This is a genomic window from Vreelandella boliviensis LC1 (assembly GCF_000236035.1).
GTDB classification, from domain to species: Bacteria; Pseudomonadota; Gammaproteobacteria; order Pseudomonadales; family Halomonadaceae; genus Vreelandella; species Vreelandella boliviensis.
Window position 1 is genome coordinate 157,957 of record NZ_JH393257.1, and the last position, 17,234, is coordinate 175,190.

A 17,234-nucleotide genomic window follows, 5' to 3' on the forward strand; every position below is an offset into this window, starting at 1 on the left:
CGCGCCGTATACTTAAAAGCCGCGCGTTAGCCGCCTTTCACACATTTAGCGATGCGGTCGCCGACTTCTTGGTCGATATTGCGCCAGTACTCGAACGCACGCTGAAGCACCGGCTCCGTAACGCCATCCGATAGGTGGCCAATAACGTTTGAAACCAAGCGGTCACGCTGGGCGTCACTCATCACTTCCCGCACCAGGGTATGGGCCTGCCCCCAATCGTCGTCATCTTTGCGCAGTGTGTAAGCTGTGCGTACAAAGTCGCCGCTCACTTCCCAAGTGTTATCCATGGGATAACGCTCGGCATCGGCAGAGGGGCCACCTTTCGAATTGGGCGCATAGACCGGATCGGTCACATTATGCATCCGCATCGCGCCATCCTTGGTGTAGCTATGCACTGGCGATTTCGGCGAATTCACGGGGATCTGCTTATAGTTCACCCCTAGCCGCGCACGGTGGGCATCGGCGTAGGAGAACCCTCGCGCCAGCAGCATTTTATCAGGGCTTAAACCGGTACCTGGCACCATGTTATTGGGCTCGAATGCCGCCTGCTCGATCTCGGTGTGATAATCCGTGGGATTACGATCCAGAATGAGTTTACCCACTTCAATCATCGGGTAGTCCGCATGGGGCCACACTTTAGTCAGATCGAAGGGGTTATAGCGATAGGTTTTCGCCTCTTCAAACGGCATGATCTGCACTTTCAGCGTCCAACTGGGGTGATCGCCATTTTTAAGAGCTTGGTAGAGGTCGCGGGTATGGTAGTCAGCGTCGGCGCCGGCCATTTTGTCCGCTTCTTCTTGGGTGAGGAAGTCGATGCCCTGATCGGTTTTGAAATGGTACTTGACCCAAAACCGCTCGCCCGTGGCGTTAATCCACATATAGGTATGGCTGGAGTAGCCGTTCATGTGGCGCCAGGTTTTCGGAATACCCCGGTCGCCCATTAGCCAGGCTACTTGGTGAGCCGATTCAGGCGACAGCGTCCAGAAGTCCCACTGCATGTCGTGGTCGCGCAGGTTGGTATCCGCACGGCGCTTTTGCGAGCGGATAAAGTGCTGAAACTTCATCGGATCACGCACAAAGAACACCGGGGTATTGTTCCCCACCATGTCGAAGTTGCCTTCCGTGGTGTAGAACTTGATCGAAAAACCGCGCGGATCGCGCCAAGTGTCTGGGCTGCCCCGTTCGCCTGCCACGGTTGAAAAGCGCATCAGCGTTTCAGTCGTTGTGCCCGGCTGGAACACTGCTGCTTTGGTATATTTGCTTACATCGTGAGTCACTTCAAAGTGCCCAAAACCGCCGCCGCCTTTTGCGTGAGGCTGCCGTTCGGGGATACGTTCACGGTTGAAGTTTGCCATCTGCTCAATCAAATAGTGATCGTTGAGCAGAATTGGGCCGTTGGGCCCTATGGTAAGTGAGTGTTCATCACTAGTAGCCGGTATGCCCGCATCCGTTGTGGTGTGCTTAGGTTTATCGCTCGTCATCGCTTTTCCTCCATGTCACGGTAGACGTGGCATTTGACCGCCACTCGTTCGAGTACGATGAAAGCTTAGCTATTTGTTTTAGTTGTTATCATTTTAGCAGCCGCTAACAAAGCCCAGTTTTAGGTATAGTCAAACGGCTGCTAACTTGCCATTTACAGTAGCTAATCCTTAACTCTCATAGCGATAGCTTTTAATTATGAATTGCGATTAATAAAAAGAATCAGGCGGCGGCACCAAGCTAGAGTTAAAGCTCTCGACAGCCGTTTCAGCCTCATCAATTTCATCAAAGCGGGCAATATGAAAGAGCGCCTCGCCTTCGTTGGCCAGCGGCAAGCGACTCATGCCAATAACAATACCATCAGCTACGGCGCGCACTTCACCCTCGTCATTACCAAAGGGGTCAGCGACTTTGCCCAGCACCTCACCTTTGGCAACGCGGGCGCCTAGGCGCACCTTGGGACGCATAATGCCGTCAATGGGAGCTCGCGCCCAGCTTGACCCTTTAGCCAGTTCAGCGGGTGCTGGCGTGCGGTGGCGCTGCTCACCGGACAGCATGCCTAACCGGCGCATTACTCGCAGAACCCCGCGAACACCTGGGGCAATCGCCCACTCGTCAAAACGCAACGCCTCACCGGCTTCATAGGTTAGCACTGGAATCCCGCGCGTCTGGGCGTAGTGGCGTAGGCTACCTTCACGCAGTTCCGCATTCAGCACTACGGGCGCACCAAAAGCATCGGCCATGCGCTCGGTTTCGCTTCCAGGACGGAGTTGGGCACGAATTTGCGGCAGATTAGTGCGATGGATTGCGCCGGTATGTAGGTCAATAATATGGGTAGCGTGATCGACAATTTGTTCGCGAAACAGATTTGCAATACGGCCGCCTAATGACCCCGACTCGCTGCCTGGAAAACAGCGATTGAGATCACGCCGGTCGGGCAAGTAGCGGGTTTGCTGCAAGAAACCAAGTACATTCACAACCGGTACAGCGATCAAGGTACCGCGGATGCTACTAATCGCTTTCGAGCGCAGCACTCGACGGACAATTTCCACCCCGTTGATTTCATCACCGTGAATACCGCCGCAGACCAACAGCACCGGGCCATCCTTGCGGCCATGAACGACCTCGACAGGAATATGCAGCGGCGTATGGGTATATAAGCGCGCCACCGGCACATCAACTTGTAAGCGTTGGCCGGGCATAATGGTATGTTCGCCCAGCTGAAAAGGAGCTCGCGCCATGCTTTCTATCCTGTTTTTTTAATCGGGTATGCTCACGACATTAGTACGCTGTGGGCCAGTCTCATTGCCTGTTTATACGCTTTCAGTCGCGAAATGACGAATTTGTTAATCCACGTTATGAGATGGGACATTTATCCATACAGTTTTGAATGTAAATGTTCTGCTGCTTAGGTTAAAATGTGACCATACTGTGTCGATTATGAGGTTGCATTTCCATGGCAAGAAAGACCAAAGCAGAAGCGGCTGCTACACGAGCAGCACTGCTTGACGCTGCTGAAGAGGTATTCTTTGCCAAAGGCGTGGCGCGCACTTCCCTTGAGCAAATTGCTCGCCATGCAGGCCTCACCCGCGGTGCCGTTTATTGGCATTTTAAAAATAAAGGCGATCTTTTCATGGCGCTGGTTGAACAGGTGCGCATGCCCTTTCAGTCATTGATGGATGAGGTCGACAAAGCTGACGCCGAACTATCACCGCTGGAGTCTATACGGCTAGCCTGTCATGCGGGCTTGGTGCGCCTTGAGCAGCCCTCTTACCAGCGAATACTCTCCATCTTGCTGCATCGCTGCGAGTTCTTCAGCGATATTAACCCGCTCGACATGCAGGAGCAGATCGGCAACGAGTGTTTTGAAGAGATGCTGAATGTCTTTGTACTCGCTGAACAGCAGCAATTGTTGCGTGAAGATCTTAGCCCCGAAGTAGCAACGCGCCTAATGCAGTCCATGTTGGGTGGCCTTTTCCACGACTGGCTACGTAACCCCGAGGCTTTTTCGATTAGTGAACGCGGTGGCGAGCTGATTGATACCGCTATTCGTTTGATGCAGCGTTAAACAGTTAATCCAGCTCTCGCTGCAATGCAGCAAGTGTGTTAATACTGGCGTTATTGTTATAGCCGTGTGAGCACACTATGGATGCCTTGGAGTTTGTCCGCGTACGCGAATTAGAAGTGGCCGTACGCATCTGGAACCCTACCGCCCCCCGCACCCTGATCGCTTGGCATGGCCTTGCTCGCCACGGTGGTGACTTTAGTGCGCTGGCGCGGGAACTCGGCAGTGAATGGCGGATTCTCGCCCCAGACACCCCAGGTCGCGGGTTATCAAGTTGGTCGCTGTTCCCTGCCCACGACTACCTTTATAGCCATTACGTAACCGTTGCGATCGCGTTACTCGACCACTTTGAACTCGAGTACGTTGATTGGCTGGGCACCTCAATGGGTGGCCTGCTTGGCATGTTGATCGCTGCTGACCCACAGTACAGCGCGCGTATTTCCCGGCTGATCCTTAACGACGTTGGCCCCGAGCTGAACACCCAGGGCCTTATTGGTCTTTCCAGCTATTTCGGCGTTACCCACCGTTTCTCTACGTTTAGCGAACTCCAGCAAGAGCTCAACCTGCACTACGCTAGTTTCGGTATTACCGGTGAATCCGCACGGCGCGAGCTAGCGCTAAACAGTGCCCGTCGGCTACCGGATGGCAGTTGGACGTATCACTTTGATCCGCGTATCGGCGAACAGTTTGTGCATGATACACCGCGAGACATGTGGGCGGACTGGGTGGCCATTCGTTGCCCGGTGATGGTGATACGCGGTGAGGAGTCGACGCTACTAGACCCAGAAACACTGCCGCGGATGGCCGAAGCACATCCTAAACTTGTGACGCTTAGCGTACCTAACTGTGGTCATGCACCCATGTTGGATAAACCAGCACAAGTTGATCCCATTCACCACTTTTTAACCCCACCCGCACCTCGCCCAACCCCAGTTTATAAAATGCAAAATGCCACTCGCTGGCAGCGTGCCGTACAATGGCTGGCGCAGCAGTGGCGGCGTTGGTGGAAATAACCGGGATGCCTAAGGTGTGTGCTTCCCGGTGGCTAGCCTATGTAAAAATATCGTGTCAGTGAGAGGTAGAGTAATGGGGTGAATGGCGGTTTTTCTGATTTAGCCGCAGCCTTTTCAAACGAACCCGTGTTTCGAGATACGCCTGCTCAGAGACGCTGCGGTAAGCCCCCTCCTCAGCTAAATACTTCACCAGTACTCGGCGCTCCCCCTGCACAGGCAGTGCATCATGCTTGCTAAGCAGTTTGACCGTGCTACTGGGCTCATTCTCGATCACTGCGAACGCCTGCTCACCTGTACCTTGACGCTCAGTCACTACGACCGTTTGGCCCAGCAGGCAACGCCGGGTGAAGGGCCGGTACCGGTGCAGCCCACGGTGCAACGCTTGGCAGAGCATCGCCGCCACGGGCGATGCAACCACCAGCGCACCCCATAGCACCAGCACTCCTACCGGGATACGTATCAAGCCGAGTGGCAGCCAACGCAACACCAACAGTTCGATCGCCAATGTAAGAACTGCTGCAATGGTCAGAATCACCGTTAATGCCAGCGTGGCGGGAACCCCCGCGAAGCCTAAAGAAACCAACGTGCTAGCGAGATGATCTTCTTTGAGGCTATCGCGCTCAAACAACTCTAAAGGGACTAAGCGGATAATCACTAATAGCCAGTAAAGGGCTAACAGCCCAAGTAGAAACGTAAAGACGATGGTCGGAAATTGCGTAGCAGCGTGCAGCAGATCGTTCATGGCGACTCCTCCCCGGTACTTAGCCGGTGATGTATTGTTGCTACCAGCTTAGTCCAGTTTAGCTTTTGGGCGCCACCTCTACCTTGATCTCAGTCATCACAATAAAAAAACGGGTGCCACCCGAAGATGACACCCGCCTGTTCTCACCTTTTGTACAATTCACACTGCATAAATCGCTAAGGGGTAAAGTTAACCGCTAAGCGTCAATGCTGGTCGTGCTCCAGCGCTGTCTGATTGGAATCATGCTTTTTCCCCTTCATTTTGCGGCCCAACCAATCAGAGGCTGTCGCAATCATGGCGTAGAAGCTGGGAATAAACAGGCTACCCAAGGTGGCAACAGAGAACATGCCCATGGCTACCGTGGTACCGATATGGTGGCTACTCACATCGCTGGCGCCGGTGGCTAAGGCCAACGGCAGGGTACCGAAGATAAATGCCAAGGAGGTCATTACAATCGGCCGGAAACGCAGCTCTGCTGCAGTAATCGCCGCTTCACGAATCGTTTTACCCTGCTCTTTACGCTGAAGTTCGGCGAATTCTACGATCAGAATAGCGTTTTTCGCGGCAAGTCCGACCACCACCAGCATACCGATCTGCACATACACACTGGTATCCAGCCCGCGCAATACAATGCCCCCAATACCTCCCAGGAAAGCAAAGGGTGTTGCGGTGAGTACCGCAAGCGGTAACGACCAGCTCTCATACTGAGCTGCCAAAATCAGGAACACCATCAACAGCCCGAAGACAATAGCCAGCGTCGCGGCACTGCCCATGTTGGACTCCTGATAAGCTGTACCGGTCCAACCCATCCCCCAGTTATCGCCCAGTGTTTCTTGCACCACCTCGTTCATCGCTTCTATCGCCTGAGCGGAACTGTAGCCAGCAGCGGGTTCTCCCTGGAACATAGCGCCAGCGTAAACCCCAAAGCGCGATACGACTGATGGACCGGTTTGGCGCTCAAGCTCGACAAATTCAGAAAGCGGTATACGTTCGCCATTTCCACCACGAACATAAACGCTGTTGATGTCTTCTGGCGTTTTGCGGAATTCAGCTTCGTTTTGCAGATACACCTGGAAATTACGGTTTTGATAGCTGAAGTAGTTAACAAAGCCGTTACCAAATGTATTGGACAGGGCCGAGTTAATATTTTCCAGTGCAACGCCGTAACTTAACGCTTTCTGCTGGTCGATATTGGCACGGTAGGACGGCACATTAACGTTAAAGGTGGTGAACACCCGGTTCAACGCTGGATGTTGGTTGGCCTTCTGCATGATTTGCAGCGAGGCTTGATAGAGTTCACGAGTCGATGCACCATCAAATGATTGCAAATACCCCGTAAAACCACCCGTGGTCGAAAGCCCCATGATCGGTGGCAAATTAAAGGCCATCGCAGAGCCACCATCAATACTGGCCCCCAGCCCCATAATGCGCCCAACGAGTTCGGTGGCAGTCAGTTCACGCTCAGACCAAGGGCTTAGGTTTATAAACATAACCCCCCGAGCAGTGTTAACGGCACTCGACAAAATGTCATAGCCCGCCACCGCTGAGGAGTATTCCACACCGGGGATATCTTCAATCGCCGCACTGAGTTTCGACATATAGCGTTGGGTGCGATCCAGTGACGCGGCATCAGGCAGTGAGACGCTTACCAGCACGACCCCCTGATCCGTCTCTGGCACCAGTGTTGAAGGCGTATTAGCGTATAGCCAATACGAGCCCACCCCGGTGAGTACCGTGAGTGCCAGCGCCAACACCCAAAACCTCACCAAGCCTTTCACTAGCCACATGTAAGCAGCGGTGATGCCCGCAAACAGCCGGTCAAACAGGCGTAGCGGTGTATTCAAGGCGCGTTTAAACTTGGTTTGACCGGCCCCGGCAATTTTATGTTTGATAAAAATCGCAGATAGGGCGGGCGTAAAGGTCAACGCCATTAACGCCGAGATGGCCACCGAGATCGCCACGGTGATCGCAAACTGCTGGTAAATCTGCCCAGTAAAGCCACCCAGAAAAGCCACCGGTACAAACACCGCAGCCATGATCAGTGAGGTTGCAATGACCGGTCCACCGACTTCTTTCATCGCCCGGATGGTGGCGTCACGCACACTGATATCTTCCTCTTCGCTCAGCACGCGTTCGACGTTTTCTACGACCAGGATAGCATCGTCGACCACGATGCCTATCGATAGCACCAGCGCAAATAGCGTTAACAGGTTAATCGAAAAGCCAAACATGTAGAAACCGGCAAAAGTGCCCACCACTGCGACCGGCACCACCGACATGGCAATCACGGTGAAACGCCAGTTCTGCAGGAAAATAAACAAAATGACGATAACGATCAGGAAGGCTTCAACAAAGGTGTGTAGAACCGTCTCAACCGATGCATCTATAAACAACGTAGTGTCGTAAGGAGCAACATATTCAAGCCCAGGCGGAAACCTCTCGGCCAGCTCGTCCATGGTGGCTCGCACGCCTTCAGCCGTAGCCAGCGCGTTGGCACCGGGCTGCTGGTTGATAATAATCGGCGTCATGGTGGAGCCGTTCAAACGTGCGTCAACGCCGTAGAAAGAGGCCCCAAGCTCAATCCGCGCTACATCTTCCAAGCGCAATGAAGAACCATCGCTATTGGTACGTAGGTAAATATTACGGAAATCGTCGACATCATTAAGACGGCCGCCTGCGGTAATCGTATAAGTGTACGCGCGCGGCTCACTTTGCGGCGTCGATGCCAAATTGCCTGCAGGCACTTCCGTATTTTGCGCCCTAATCGCGCTGGCCACTTCACTGGGCGTCAGGTCGTACTGGGCCAACTTGTCCGGATCCATCCAGACTCGCATGGCGAACTCCCCGCCACCTAGCACTGCGGCGTTACCCACCCCCGGCACCTGACGCAGTTCGTCGAGCACGTTCAGCGTGGCGTAGTTCTGCATATAGATGTTGTCGTAGTCGCCACTAGGCGAGGTCAACGCTATAAACATCAAAATAGAATCCGAGCGCAGCTCAACGGTGACACCTTGTGACTGCACGGCTTCAGGTAACTGCGAAAGCGCCCCCTGAACCCGGTTGTTAACATTGATGGTGTTAATGTCACCATCCGTGCCGATGTTAAACGCCACACTCAGGCTCATAGTGCCATTATCAGCGCTGTTTGAGGTCATATAGAGCATGTCCTCAACGCCGTTAATGGCTTCTGCGATGGGTGCTGCCACTGTTTGCGCCACGGTTTCCGCATCCGCACCAGGGAACTGCGCCTGAACCGAGACCGTGGGCGGCACCACGCTGGGGTACTGCTCAATGGGCAGAATGCGCATCGACATCACGCCCACCAGCGTCACGATAATCGCCAGTACTGTGGCAAATATCGGGCGGCTGATGAAGAAGTTAGAGAAATTCATTATTGCGCACCCTCTTCCCCTTCAGCGGGCTGGCTATCGGTAGCCCCCTCTTCCATCTGTTGCGCCGCTTCTGCCTGCTCTTGCGCTTCTTCTTGCTCGGCCTCTTCGACCACTGCCTCCGCATCGCCACTAAACGGCTGGGGATCAATCACCATGCCCGGTTGCAAACCCGCCGGGTCGCCGACAATTACCCGATCGCCTGGCTCAATGCCTTCACGAATCAACTGCCAAGGGCCAGCAACTTCGCCTAAGGAAACAGTCCTTTCGCGGGCTTTGTTATCTTCATCCAGGACAAACACTTGCGGGCCCATCAATCCTTGCGTCACCGCGATCTCAGGCACTGCTATTACGTCAAAGCGCTTTAGGCCCTCAATACGCACACGCACAAATTGCCCAGGCAGTATGCTTGTGTCGGGATTTTCAAAGGTGGCTGACGCTTGTACGGTGCTGGTGCCGCTATCGACCCGCGAGCCCAGGAAGTCTAAATGCCCTTCCAGTTCAGAATCGCTGCCGCCACTTACGCCTGGGATGCTCAACCGCGCACGAATATCCGAGGTATCACCGCCGTCACTCAATTGGCGACGTAGCTCAAAAGCATCACGCTGGGGCAACTGGAAACGCACTTCAAGCGGATCCAGCGGGGTGATCGTGGCCAGTTCCGTTCCGGAGGTAACCAGATTACCTACGTTAATTTGGCTCAACCCGATCATGCCCGAGACAGGGGCAGTCACCTGGGAATAGCCTAGATCCAGATTGGCGCTGGTTAAGGCAGCCTCTGCTTGCGCAACGCTCGCCTGGGCGACCCGTTGGTCGGCCAACGCCTGGTCATACTGCTGACGACTGACCGAGTTTTGGCTTAGCAGCTGTTCGAAACGCTGGGCATCGCGTTGGGCGCGAGAAAGTTCAGCACGGGCGCTTTGCAGGTCAGCTTCACGCTGATTAACAGTTGCCTGGTAAAGATCTGGCTCGATGGTATAAAGGCTATCGCCCTCCTCCACCAACTGGCCGGGTTCGAAGTGGCGCTCCTCCAGAAAACCGTTTACACGGGCAACCAAGGTGACTTCATCATCACTGCGCAGCAACGAAGGGTACGATTTATTTAGCGGGATATCCTGACGGACCATTTCCGCCACTTCGACTTTGTGGGCCGGTGATTCTTGCTGGGCACCTTGTTGGGGCGCCTCTGTTTGCTCTTGACCACAGGCCGCGAGTGCCAGCGCGGCTAACAGCGTCACCAGACTCGCTCGGTGTGAGTGAATCATTTTCATCATACGTTGAGTTCCCATATATTTTTTAAGGTGACCGATAGCACACATGCGCACCTGGATCATTTCCAACCGACGGGCAATTACGTGCCAGGCTGGGGCGGCGCACCGATGTTGAGCGCGGGTTCATAGCGGTCATTGCCGCTGGTTTCGGGCAAGGTAAAGTTCACCTCATCACCGGTTAACCACGCATTGACTTCCTCAATGGCGTCTACATCCAGGCGACCGGCCTGCTGACGCAGCGAGAGCAGATTCACCACATAGTCGTAGCGAGCCTCGGCGTAGTTGGCGATAGCGTTATACAAATTCTGCTCAGCGTTCAAAACATCGACAATATTGCGGGTGCCGACCTCGTAACCAGCTCGGGTGGCTTCCAACGCACTTCGGTTAGACACGATGGCTTGCTCCCGAGCCTCGACGGTTTCCACATCGTTGCTGACTTGGGTATACAGCGAGCGTACCTGCTGAATTGACGAGCGACGCTGAGACTCGAAATTATACTGGCTGCTTTCCAGTTGATAAGTCCCTTGGCGGATGCTGGCGCTGGTACTGCCGCCGGTATAGATCGGTAAATTGGCGCTTATACCCACCTGGCTAGAGGAATCATTCCCGGTGGTGTTATCAATATCACTGTCGCCATATTGATATTTACCAAAGGCTTGCAGGGTAGGCAAACGACCCGCGCGAGCAATGTCTACGCCGCTACGGGAAACCTCAATGCCCGCCTGCTGGGCCAATACTTGCGGATTAAGCTCAAGGGCTTGCTCTACCCAGTAGTCGCGGCTGCTTGGCTCGGGGAGGGCAACCGGCATGCTGTCACCCAGCGCTTCGATGCTGGCATAGCGCTGGCCGGTCAACTGCTCTAGGGCCTCAAAAGCCACCTGTAGATTGCTCTCAGCGGCAATCCGGTCAGCACGCGACTGGTCAAAGGTAGCGCGAGCCTCTTCGACTTCGGTAATCGCAATCAAACCCACCTCAAACTGCTCGCCCGCCTGCTCAAGCTGACGACCAATGGCCCGCTCTTGAGCAAAACGCGCTTCTAGGACTTCGTAAGCACGCAGAATGTCGAAATAGGCGCTGGCCACATCAATTAGCAACTGCTGCTCGGTAGCCGCTAGTAGATATACCTGCTGGTCAATCTGGCGCTCGGCCTGGGTGACTTGTCGGCGGGTCACTTCATCATAAAGCGCCTGGGTGGCTTCCAAGGAGAGCGATACGGTGTTGTAACGGTCATCACCGGCACCCGCATCCTGGCCAGCATTTGCTCCCGCCCGGGTTGAACCCTGACTTTCATACTGTTCATTATGCGCCACGGTGCCCGACGCGTTGATTTGGGGGAGCAAACCACCTCGAGCAATATCTCTGCCAGCTTCAACGCCCAAATACTCTGAACGCGCAGAGGCGAGCTCAGCGTTATTGTCCAACGCATCACGGGTAATCGTGATGAGGTCGGCAGCTTGAGCAGGCAAAACAAAGGAAGCGGCGAATACCGCTAACATTAGGGGTCGTAAAGGGGCATTGACTGCCCAGTGTGCCAGTCGCATGGGATTGCCTCTAGGTATCAGCGTCAGGATGGCGCAGGTGCTAAATTAATTAGCGCATTAAACCATTCAGAAAGATGGGCATTATAGTTACATTCATGTATGTATGCTAGCCTTGAACAATCTAAAATTGTGTGTACAACCTATTGTCAAGTCGCTTCCAGCTTACCTTAGTCCAAAGCATGATAGGTTGGCGATAAATCGAACTTTCTTTTGCGAAACTCCCGCGTATCGATGCCCCATTTATTCAGACGCGAGGCAAGCGTAGTGGGCTTGATGCCAAGCAGCTCCGCCGCACCTCCTGCTCCTGAAACTTTACCTCCCGCCCGCTCCAGAGCGGCAATCGTGCTCTCCCGCTGGCGCTGGCCCAGCGCATGTTCGGTCATCAGCGGTGTTTCACTTTTCTCCACGCTGGCCTGGGCTGACACGGGCGCCGGACGAGTACGACCTATCGTACGCGGAGGCTCACCCAACAGCAGGTCATCAAACATCAAGCGCCGATCCTGGGTCACGATCACTTGGCGCTCAATGATGTTCTCCAGTTCTCGTATGTTCCCCGGCCATGGGTAGCGCTGAAGAATTTCCAATTGGGCGGGGGGAATGCGCACTCCCGGCTTATTAAATTTCAGGCAGGCACGCTGTAGAAAGTGACGCGCCAACAGCGGTACGTCTTCTATTCGTTTGCGCAACGGTACCGAATCAATCGGGAACACGTTGAGCCGGAAATAGAGATCCTCACGAAAGTGCCCCTCGTCGATCATGTCACGCAGTTCGCGGTTAGTAGCAGCAATCACCCGAACATCTACCTCGCGGGTACGGTTATCGCCCACCCGCTCAAACTGCTGATCCTGCAATACCCGCAGCAACTTACTCTGCAACTCCAGGGGAATTTCACCGACTTCATCCAAAAATAGCGTGCCGCCGTGAGCAAGCTCGAAGCGCCCTGGACGATCCTGTACCGCGCCGGTAAAGGCGCCTTTGACATGGCCAAAAAACTCGCTCTCAAAAAGGTCTCGGGGAATAGCCGCACAGTTCACCCGGATCAGCGGTCGATCACTGCGCGAGTTACCGGCATGAATGGCGCGGGCAATCAGCTCTTTGCCGGTACCCGACTCGCCGCTGATCAGCACGTTGGCGCTAGTCGGTGCAACCAGCTCAATCTGTTGGATCAGTTTTGCCACCGCCGGGCTATTGCCGACAATATCGCGATGGTTAAGCTCCGCTTTTATCTCTTCTTGAAGGTACTCATTCTCCAGCTCCAGACGCTGCTTGAGTGACTCCACCTCTGCAAGGGCATCACGCAACTGCTGCTCAGCGCGCTTGCGCTCGCGAATATCGCGAAATAGCACCACTGCCCCAACCAAACGACCCATTTCAAAAATGGGGGTGCTGGTGTACTCAACAGGAATCGCCTCGCCATTTTTATGCCAGAAGACTTCGTTATCGACATGATGCACCTGGCCGTCGCTAAACGAGGCGTGAATAGGGCACTGCTGCACTGGAAAATGGCTGCCGTCAGCGTGAGTATGGTGGAACATGAGGTGTGCGTCGTGGCCCACCATATCCTCGGTACTCCAGCCCAGAATGCGCTCAGCGGCGGGGTTAACAAAGGTGGTTTTACCCTCGGCATCCAGACCATAAATGCCCTCACCGGCCGCGCTAAGAATCAGCTGGTTCTGCTTCTCAATGCGCTCAAATACCTGTTCGACTCGCTGCCAGCCCACTTCACCCTGGCGGTGCTGGCGGCCCAGCTCTGCTTTTGCCCGCCGCTGTTCGGCTTTATTACGATCAATCAGCGTTAATAGCAGCTGTTCAGTATCGTCGATGCACTGGGCATAAACCTCCACCCGGTAGGGCTGGCGCAGCATATCGAGTATCACCAAGTCATCCGTCCAGGCGGTTTTTTGGTCCAACGCCTCATCGGTAAAGCTGACCCATAGCGGCAGTGAAGCACTCAAACGATGACTAAAAGGCGCCTTTAGAGGGAGTGCTTCATCAATATTGAGCATCTCGCAGGCGGCAGGGTTAGCACCCAGTAGCTGATCGGCAAAAGGGTCGACCACGATCATCGCCAGGGGTGAGAAGCCGCCCATCAAGGCTGCGGTGTGAGTGCGTTCTTGCTCATCCATTGGCATACCTCATGGCTCAAGGTGTTCTCTCCTTAACCATTCAATTCCCGCGCCACTTACGGCATTTCGTAAATAAAACAACGAAATATCGTTAATTACGATTTTCCGTAACACGGTGAGCACCTCAAAACATCTTCGAATAAATTAATTAATCCATTAAAAACAGATAATTAAAAACATTACGCGCGGGTTGGCACGCAAATAGCAAAGGTTAGGTGGATAGTGCGATAGCGCCACACGCTTAATCTCTTTTGCACCAGGACGGCGCAGCCATCGGTTCTATTGCTCCTATTTATTGCTCTTAGCAGGAAACACTAAAACTCTTGGGTTAGGCGTTAATTAACCGAAATGACACAGGAGACATACTTATGTCTTATCTAATGCCCAGTGAATTTGTCACCAAGCTGGTGGACCAGGGTGAGTCCAAAGTCTATATGGGCACCCGGGATACGCTTATCCGTTCCTTTATGGCGGGGGCGACCCTTGCGTTGGCGGTTATTTTTGCCATCACTATCGCGACCCAAACAGGCAACTTTCTGATCGGGGCGCTGCTCTTTCCGGTCGGCTTTGTGATGCTTTATCTGATGGGATATGACCTGCTCACCGGGGTTTTCACGCTGGTGCCTCTTGCATGGCTCGACAAGCGGCCTGGCGTCACACTACCCCGAATGCTCAAGTGCTGGGCGCTGGTGGGGCTCGGTAATCTCGGGGGCGCCCTGTTTATTGCAACCTTCGGCTACCTGAACTTCACCATGGGCGGCACTGAAGAGATCAACGCTGTCGGCCAAACGATGATGACCGTCGGTGAAAGCCGCACAGTGGGTTACCAGGAGGCGGGACTTGCCGGTTGGATCGTGCTTTTTCTGCGGGGCATGTTCTGTAACTGGATGGTATCCATGGGCGTGGTGGGCGCCGCCATCTCCACAACGGTTTCCGGCAAAATCATGGCCATGTGGATGCCGATTATTGTCTTCTTCTATCTCGGTTTTGAGCACTCCGTGGTCAACATGTTCTTGTTCCCGATTGGCCTCATGATGGGCGCTGACTTCACTCTGTACCAATACATTATGTGGAACGAAATCCCCACAGTACTGGGTAATCTGGTAGGCGGCCTGACCCTGGTTGGTTTGGTTCTCTACACCACCCACGTCCGTACTCAGCCCAAAAAAGTCTTTTCTTGAACCAAATCTAGTAGTCGAAAAAAGGGCGTCTCTCGCCCATCCACTCTAAAGGAGAACCATCATGGATAAGCTCGAAATGCGTTATACCCTGCTCGCCGCCAAAGCACGTAAAAAAATGAGCTGGGATGATATCGGCAACGCGGTGGGCATGTCGCCGGTATGGGTGGCCTCCGCCTGCTACGGCATGAACAGCGCCAGCCAAGACATTGCCGATAAGCTTTGCGACACCCTCGGCGTAGAGAGCGATGTCGCCGAAGCCTTGGTGGCCTTCCCCACCAAGGCCTGGGATGAAGCAATCCCCCAAGACCCATTCATTTACCGCTTGTACGAAGTCGTCGGCGTTTACGGAGAGACTTTGAAAGACGTGGTACAGGAGAAGTTTGGCGACGGCATTATGAGCGCCATCGATTTCAGCATGGAAGTCGAAAAAATCGAAGACCCCAAAGGCGACCGGGTACTATTAACCTTGAATGGCAAATTTTTGCCTTATAAATCCTGGTAAAACGTAAGCCCTGTTAGGACTCAGGTGAAGGACTCAAGCCTCGCCACACTGCGTTCAACTGCCGAACGATAACCGGCACCGAATAGCAGCAGATGATTCAAAAGTGGGTAAAGCTGAAACAGGGCTTCACGCCTCGGCCAATCGGTCGGGGCGTCGCCGTTCCAGTAGGCGTCAAAAAATGCCTGTCCCGGCGAACCAAATAGCGTCAGCATCGCCAGGTCTACTTCCGGGTAGTGGCGATACACCGCTGGATCGATAATCGCTGGCCCCTTTGTCGTGAAGAGCACATTCCCGGACCAACAATCACCATGCAGCAAGCTGGGCGGTGCATCCGGCAACCAGTGTTCTAAATCCTGGGCTAAGCGCTCGATACGCCCTCGCAGTTCGCTATCTAACAGCCCTTGCTGGTAACACGCTTCACATAGAGGAAATAAACGCCGCTCGCGCTGGAAGGCCCGCCCGTCACTGAGCGGTGCATTGGGCTGGGGCGTGCGCCCAGAGGCATTATCCTGATGCCAGCCGTGGGCATCGCCAATCACACCGTGCAAGCCGCGCAGCCCTTCACCAAGCGCTGCAGAGCTCTGCGGCCCACAGGGCACTGTGTCCAGTGACTCAATGACCAGCCAACCCTCCGATAAACCTAGCACTTCCGGCACCGCAAGCTTTTCGCAGGCGCTGCGCAAAGCCTGTAGCCCCTCGGCTTCACCGCGCAGCCGCGCCGCATCGTCGTGCTTAATCACCACCTGCCCCTGTTGGGTCTCCAAGCGATAAACGGCAGCAATGTCACCCCCACTGAGCGACTGCAAATCGCCAGCGGGGGTTAAGTCGATAGATTCCAACAGTTGGCTCAGGGTGGCATCCATGAGACTTTCTCCCTGTACCTAAATGCATCACAGCGTCGGGGGTAGGGCGAACCCTAACCCCGACGCGCTTCAGCCATGGATTCGCTCAAATTTCAGCCTAACCGCTTATCGATCAGGCTCTCTAACTCAAGCTGGTCGTCGTGGAAGCGGCGGATGCCATCGGCCAGCTTGTCGTTGGCCATGGCGTCTTGATTGTGGCCCCAGCGGAAGGCGGCTTCGCTAAGCGGCTCAGTAGGTTTGCCACTCCCTTCGCCCGCTTTGATTTGCGCAGCAACGCTACCTTCGGTGGCATCCAGTTCTTCCAGCAAGGCAGGCGAAATGGTCAGCCGTGGGCAGCCTGCCAGGGCAAGTACCTGCCCGGTATTACGGAAACTGGCGCCCATAACCACAGTGTCGTAGCCACCTTGGTTGGCACGCTCACAAACGCCTTGAACAAACTGAACGCCCGGATCGTTTTCCGGCGTGTAGTCGTTGCCGGTCTCTTTTTTATACCAATCGGTCACACGGCCGACAAAGGGAGAGATCAGAAACACTCCGGCATCAAAGCAGGCCTGGGCTTGGGCATCGCTGAACAGTAGCGTCAGGTTGCACTGAATGCCCTCACGCTCAAGCACCTCAGCGGCACGAATGCCTTCCCAGGTGGAGGCCAGCTTAATCAGCACACGGTCACGTGACACGCCGCGGGCGTCGTACAGCTCGATTAACTCATGGGCCTTGGCAATGCTAGCCTGAGTATCAAACGACAAACGGGCAGCCACTTCGGTGGAGACACGGCCCGGCACCACGGCGGAAATCTCACTGCCCATCGCCACCGAAAGGCGGTCAACGGCATGCTTGACTTGCTCTTCACGGCTGCCACCAGAGGCTTTGACGCTGCTCAGCTCTTCCTCAATCAGTCCTTGGTAACCGGCCAAACCAAACGCTTTGAGAATGAGCGAAGGATTGGTGGTGGCATCCTGAGGCTGATAACGACGAATAGCGTCAAGATCACCGGTGTCGGCGACGACAAGCGAATGTTGCTTTAACTGTTGCAGCTGGCTGGTCATAAAATCTCCTTGGTAT

At 54.5% G+C, this 17,234-nt stretch carries 13 protein-coding genes; 4 read left to right on the forward strand and 9 right to left on the reverse strand.

The annotated features are described in order from the left end of the window. Positions 1 to 26 precede the first annotated feature (26 nt). Positions 27 to 1,481, reverse strand: a complete 1,455-nt coding sequence (locus KUC_RS00690; RefSeq protein WP_007111132.1) for a catalase — start codon at positions 1,479 to 1,481, stop codon at positions 27 to 29. Between the two features lie 207 nt (positions 1,482 to 1,688). Continuing rightward, the gene (locus KUC_RS00695; RefSeq protein ID WP_007111133.1) at positions 1,689 to 2,720 is read right to left on the reverse strand and encodes a succinylglutamate desuccinylase/aspartoacylase family protein; all 1,032 of its coding nucleotides are present in this window, start codon (positions 2,718 to 2,720) and stop codon (positions 1,689 to 1,691) included. 215 nt (positions 2,721 to 2,935) lie between these two features. Here KUC_RS00695 and KUC_RS00700 point away from each other — a divergent pair, with 215 nt between their 5' ends. Then, the gene (locus KUC_RS00700; RefSeq protein WP_007111134.1) at positions 2,936 to 3,547 is read left to right on the forward strand and encodes a TetR family transcriptional regulator; all 612 of its coding nucleotides are present in this window, start codon (positions 2,936 to 2,938) and stop codon (positions 3,545 to 3,547) included. A gap of 77 nt (positions 3,548 to 3,624) precedes the next feature. Next, a complete protein-coding gene (locus tag KUC_RS00705; protein WP_007111135.1) occupies positions 3,625 to 4,557 on the forward strand; it encodes an alpha/beta fold hydrolase in 933 nt (310 codons plus the stop codon). 55 nt (positions 4,558 to 4,612) lie between these two features. On the opposite strand, the gene KUC_RS00710 is transcribed toward KUC_RS00705, so the two are convergent. The 5 genes from KUC_RS00710 to KUC_RS00730 all read right to left on the reverse strand — a co-directional run bounded on the left by KUC_RS00710 (position 4,613) and on the right by KUC_RS00730 (position 13,626). Then, the gene (locus KUC_RS00710; protein ID WP_007111136.1) at positions 4,613 to 5,299 is read right to left on the reverse strand and encodes a hypothetical protein; all 687 of its coding nucleotides are present in this window, start codon (positions 5,297 to 5,299) and stop codon (positions 4,613 to 4,615) included. 203 nt (positions 5,300 to 5,502) lie between these two features. Continuing rightward, positions 5,503 to 8,691 (reverse strand): efflux RND transporter permease subunit, encoded by a 3,189-nt coding sequence (locus tag KUC_RS00715; protein ID WP_007111138.1) that lies wholly within the window; start codon positions 8,689 to 8,691, stop codon positions 5,503 to 5,505. Then, positions 8,691 to 9,962: an efflux RND transporter periplasmic adaptor subunit gene (locus KUC_RS00720; RefSeq protein ID WP_040479084.1), complete on the reverse strand. Its 1,272-nt coding sequence runs from the start codon at positions 9,960 to 9,962 to the stop codon at positions 8,691 to 8,693. Before KUC_RS00720 ends, KUC_RS00715 begins: the two co-directional genes overlap by 1 nt. A 77-nt stretch (positions 9,963 to 10,039) precedes the next feature. Then, a complete protein-coding gene (locus tag KUC_RS00725; RefSeq protein ID WP_040479085.1) occupies positions 10,040 to 11,500 on the reverse strand; it encodes a TolC family outer membrane protein in 1,461 nt (486 codons plus the stop codon). Positions 11,501 to 11,667: 167 nt separating this feature from the next. Continuing rightward, entirely contained in the window at positions 11,668 to 13,626 is a 1,959-nt protein-coding gene (locus KUC_RS00730) for a sigma 54-interacting transcriptional regulator (protein WP_007111141.1), read from the reverse strand. Positions 13,627 to 13,994: 368 nt separating this feature from the next. Here KUC_RS00730 and KUC_RS00735 point away from each other — a divergent pair, with 368 nt between their 5' ends. Together KUC_RS00735 and cynS are read left to right on the forward strand one after the other, a co-directional pair. Further along, positions 13,995 to 14,807: a formate/nitrite transporter family protein gene (locus KUC_RS00735; RefSeq protein ID WP_007111142.1), complete on the forward strand. Its 813-nt coding sequence runs from the start codon at positions 13,995 to 13,997 to the stop codon at positions 14,805 to 14,807. 61 nt (positions 14,808 to 14,868) lie between these two features. Continuing rightward, on the forward strand, positions 14,869 to 15,309 hold the full coding sequence (cynS, locus tag KUC_RS00740) for a cyanase (RefSeq protein ID WP_007111143.1): 441 nt from the start codon (positions 14,869 to 14,871) through the stop codon (positions 15,307 to 15,309). Between the two features lie 20 nt (positions 15,310 to 15,329). Here the strand turns inward: cynS and KUC_RS00745 are convergent, their stop codons facing one another. Together KUC_RS00745 and tal are read right to left on the reverse strand one after the other, a co-directional pair. After that, positions 15,330 to 16,172 (reverse strand): fructosamine kinase family protein, encoded by an 843-nt coding sequence (locus KUC_RS00745; protein ID WP_007111144.1) that lies wholly within the window; start codon positions 16,170 to 16,172, stop codon positions 15,330 to 15,332. 92 nt (positions 16,173 to 16,264) lie between these two features. Next, entirely contained in the window at positions 16,265 to 17,218 is a 954-nt protein-coding gene (gene tal / locus KUC_RS00750; protein ID WP_007111145.1) for a transaldolase, read from the reverse strand. Between the last annotated feature and the right edge of the window lie 16 nt (positions 17,219 to 17,234).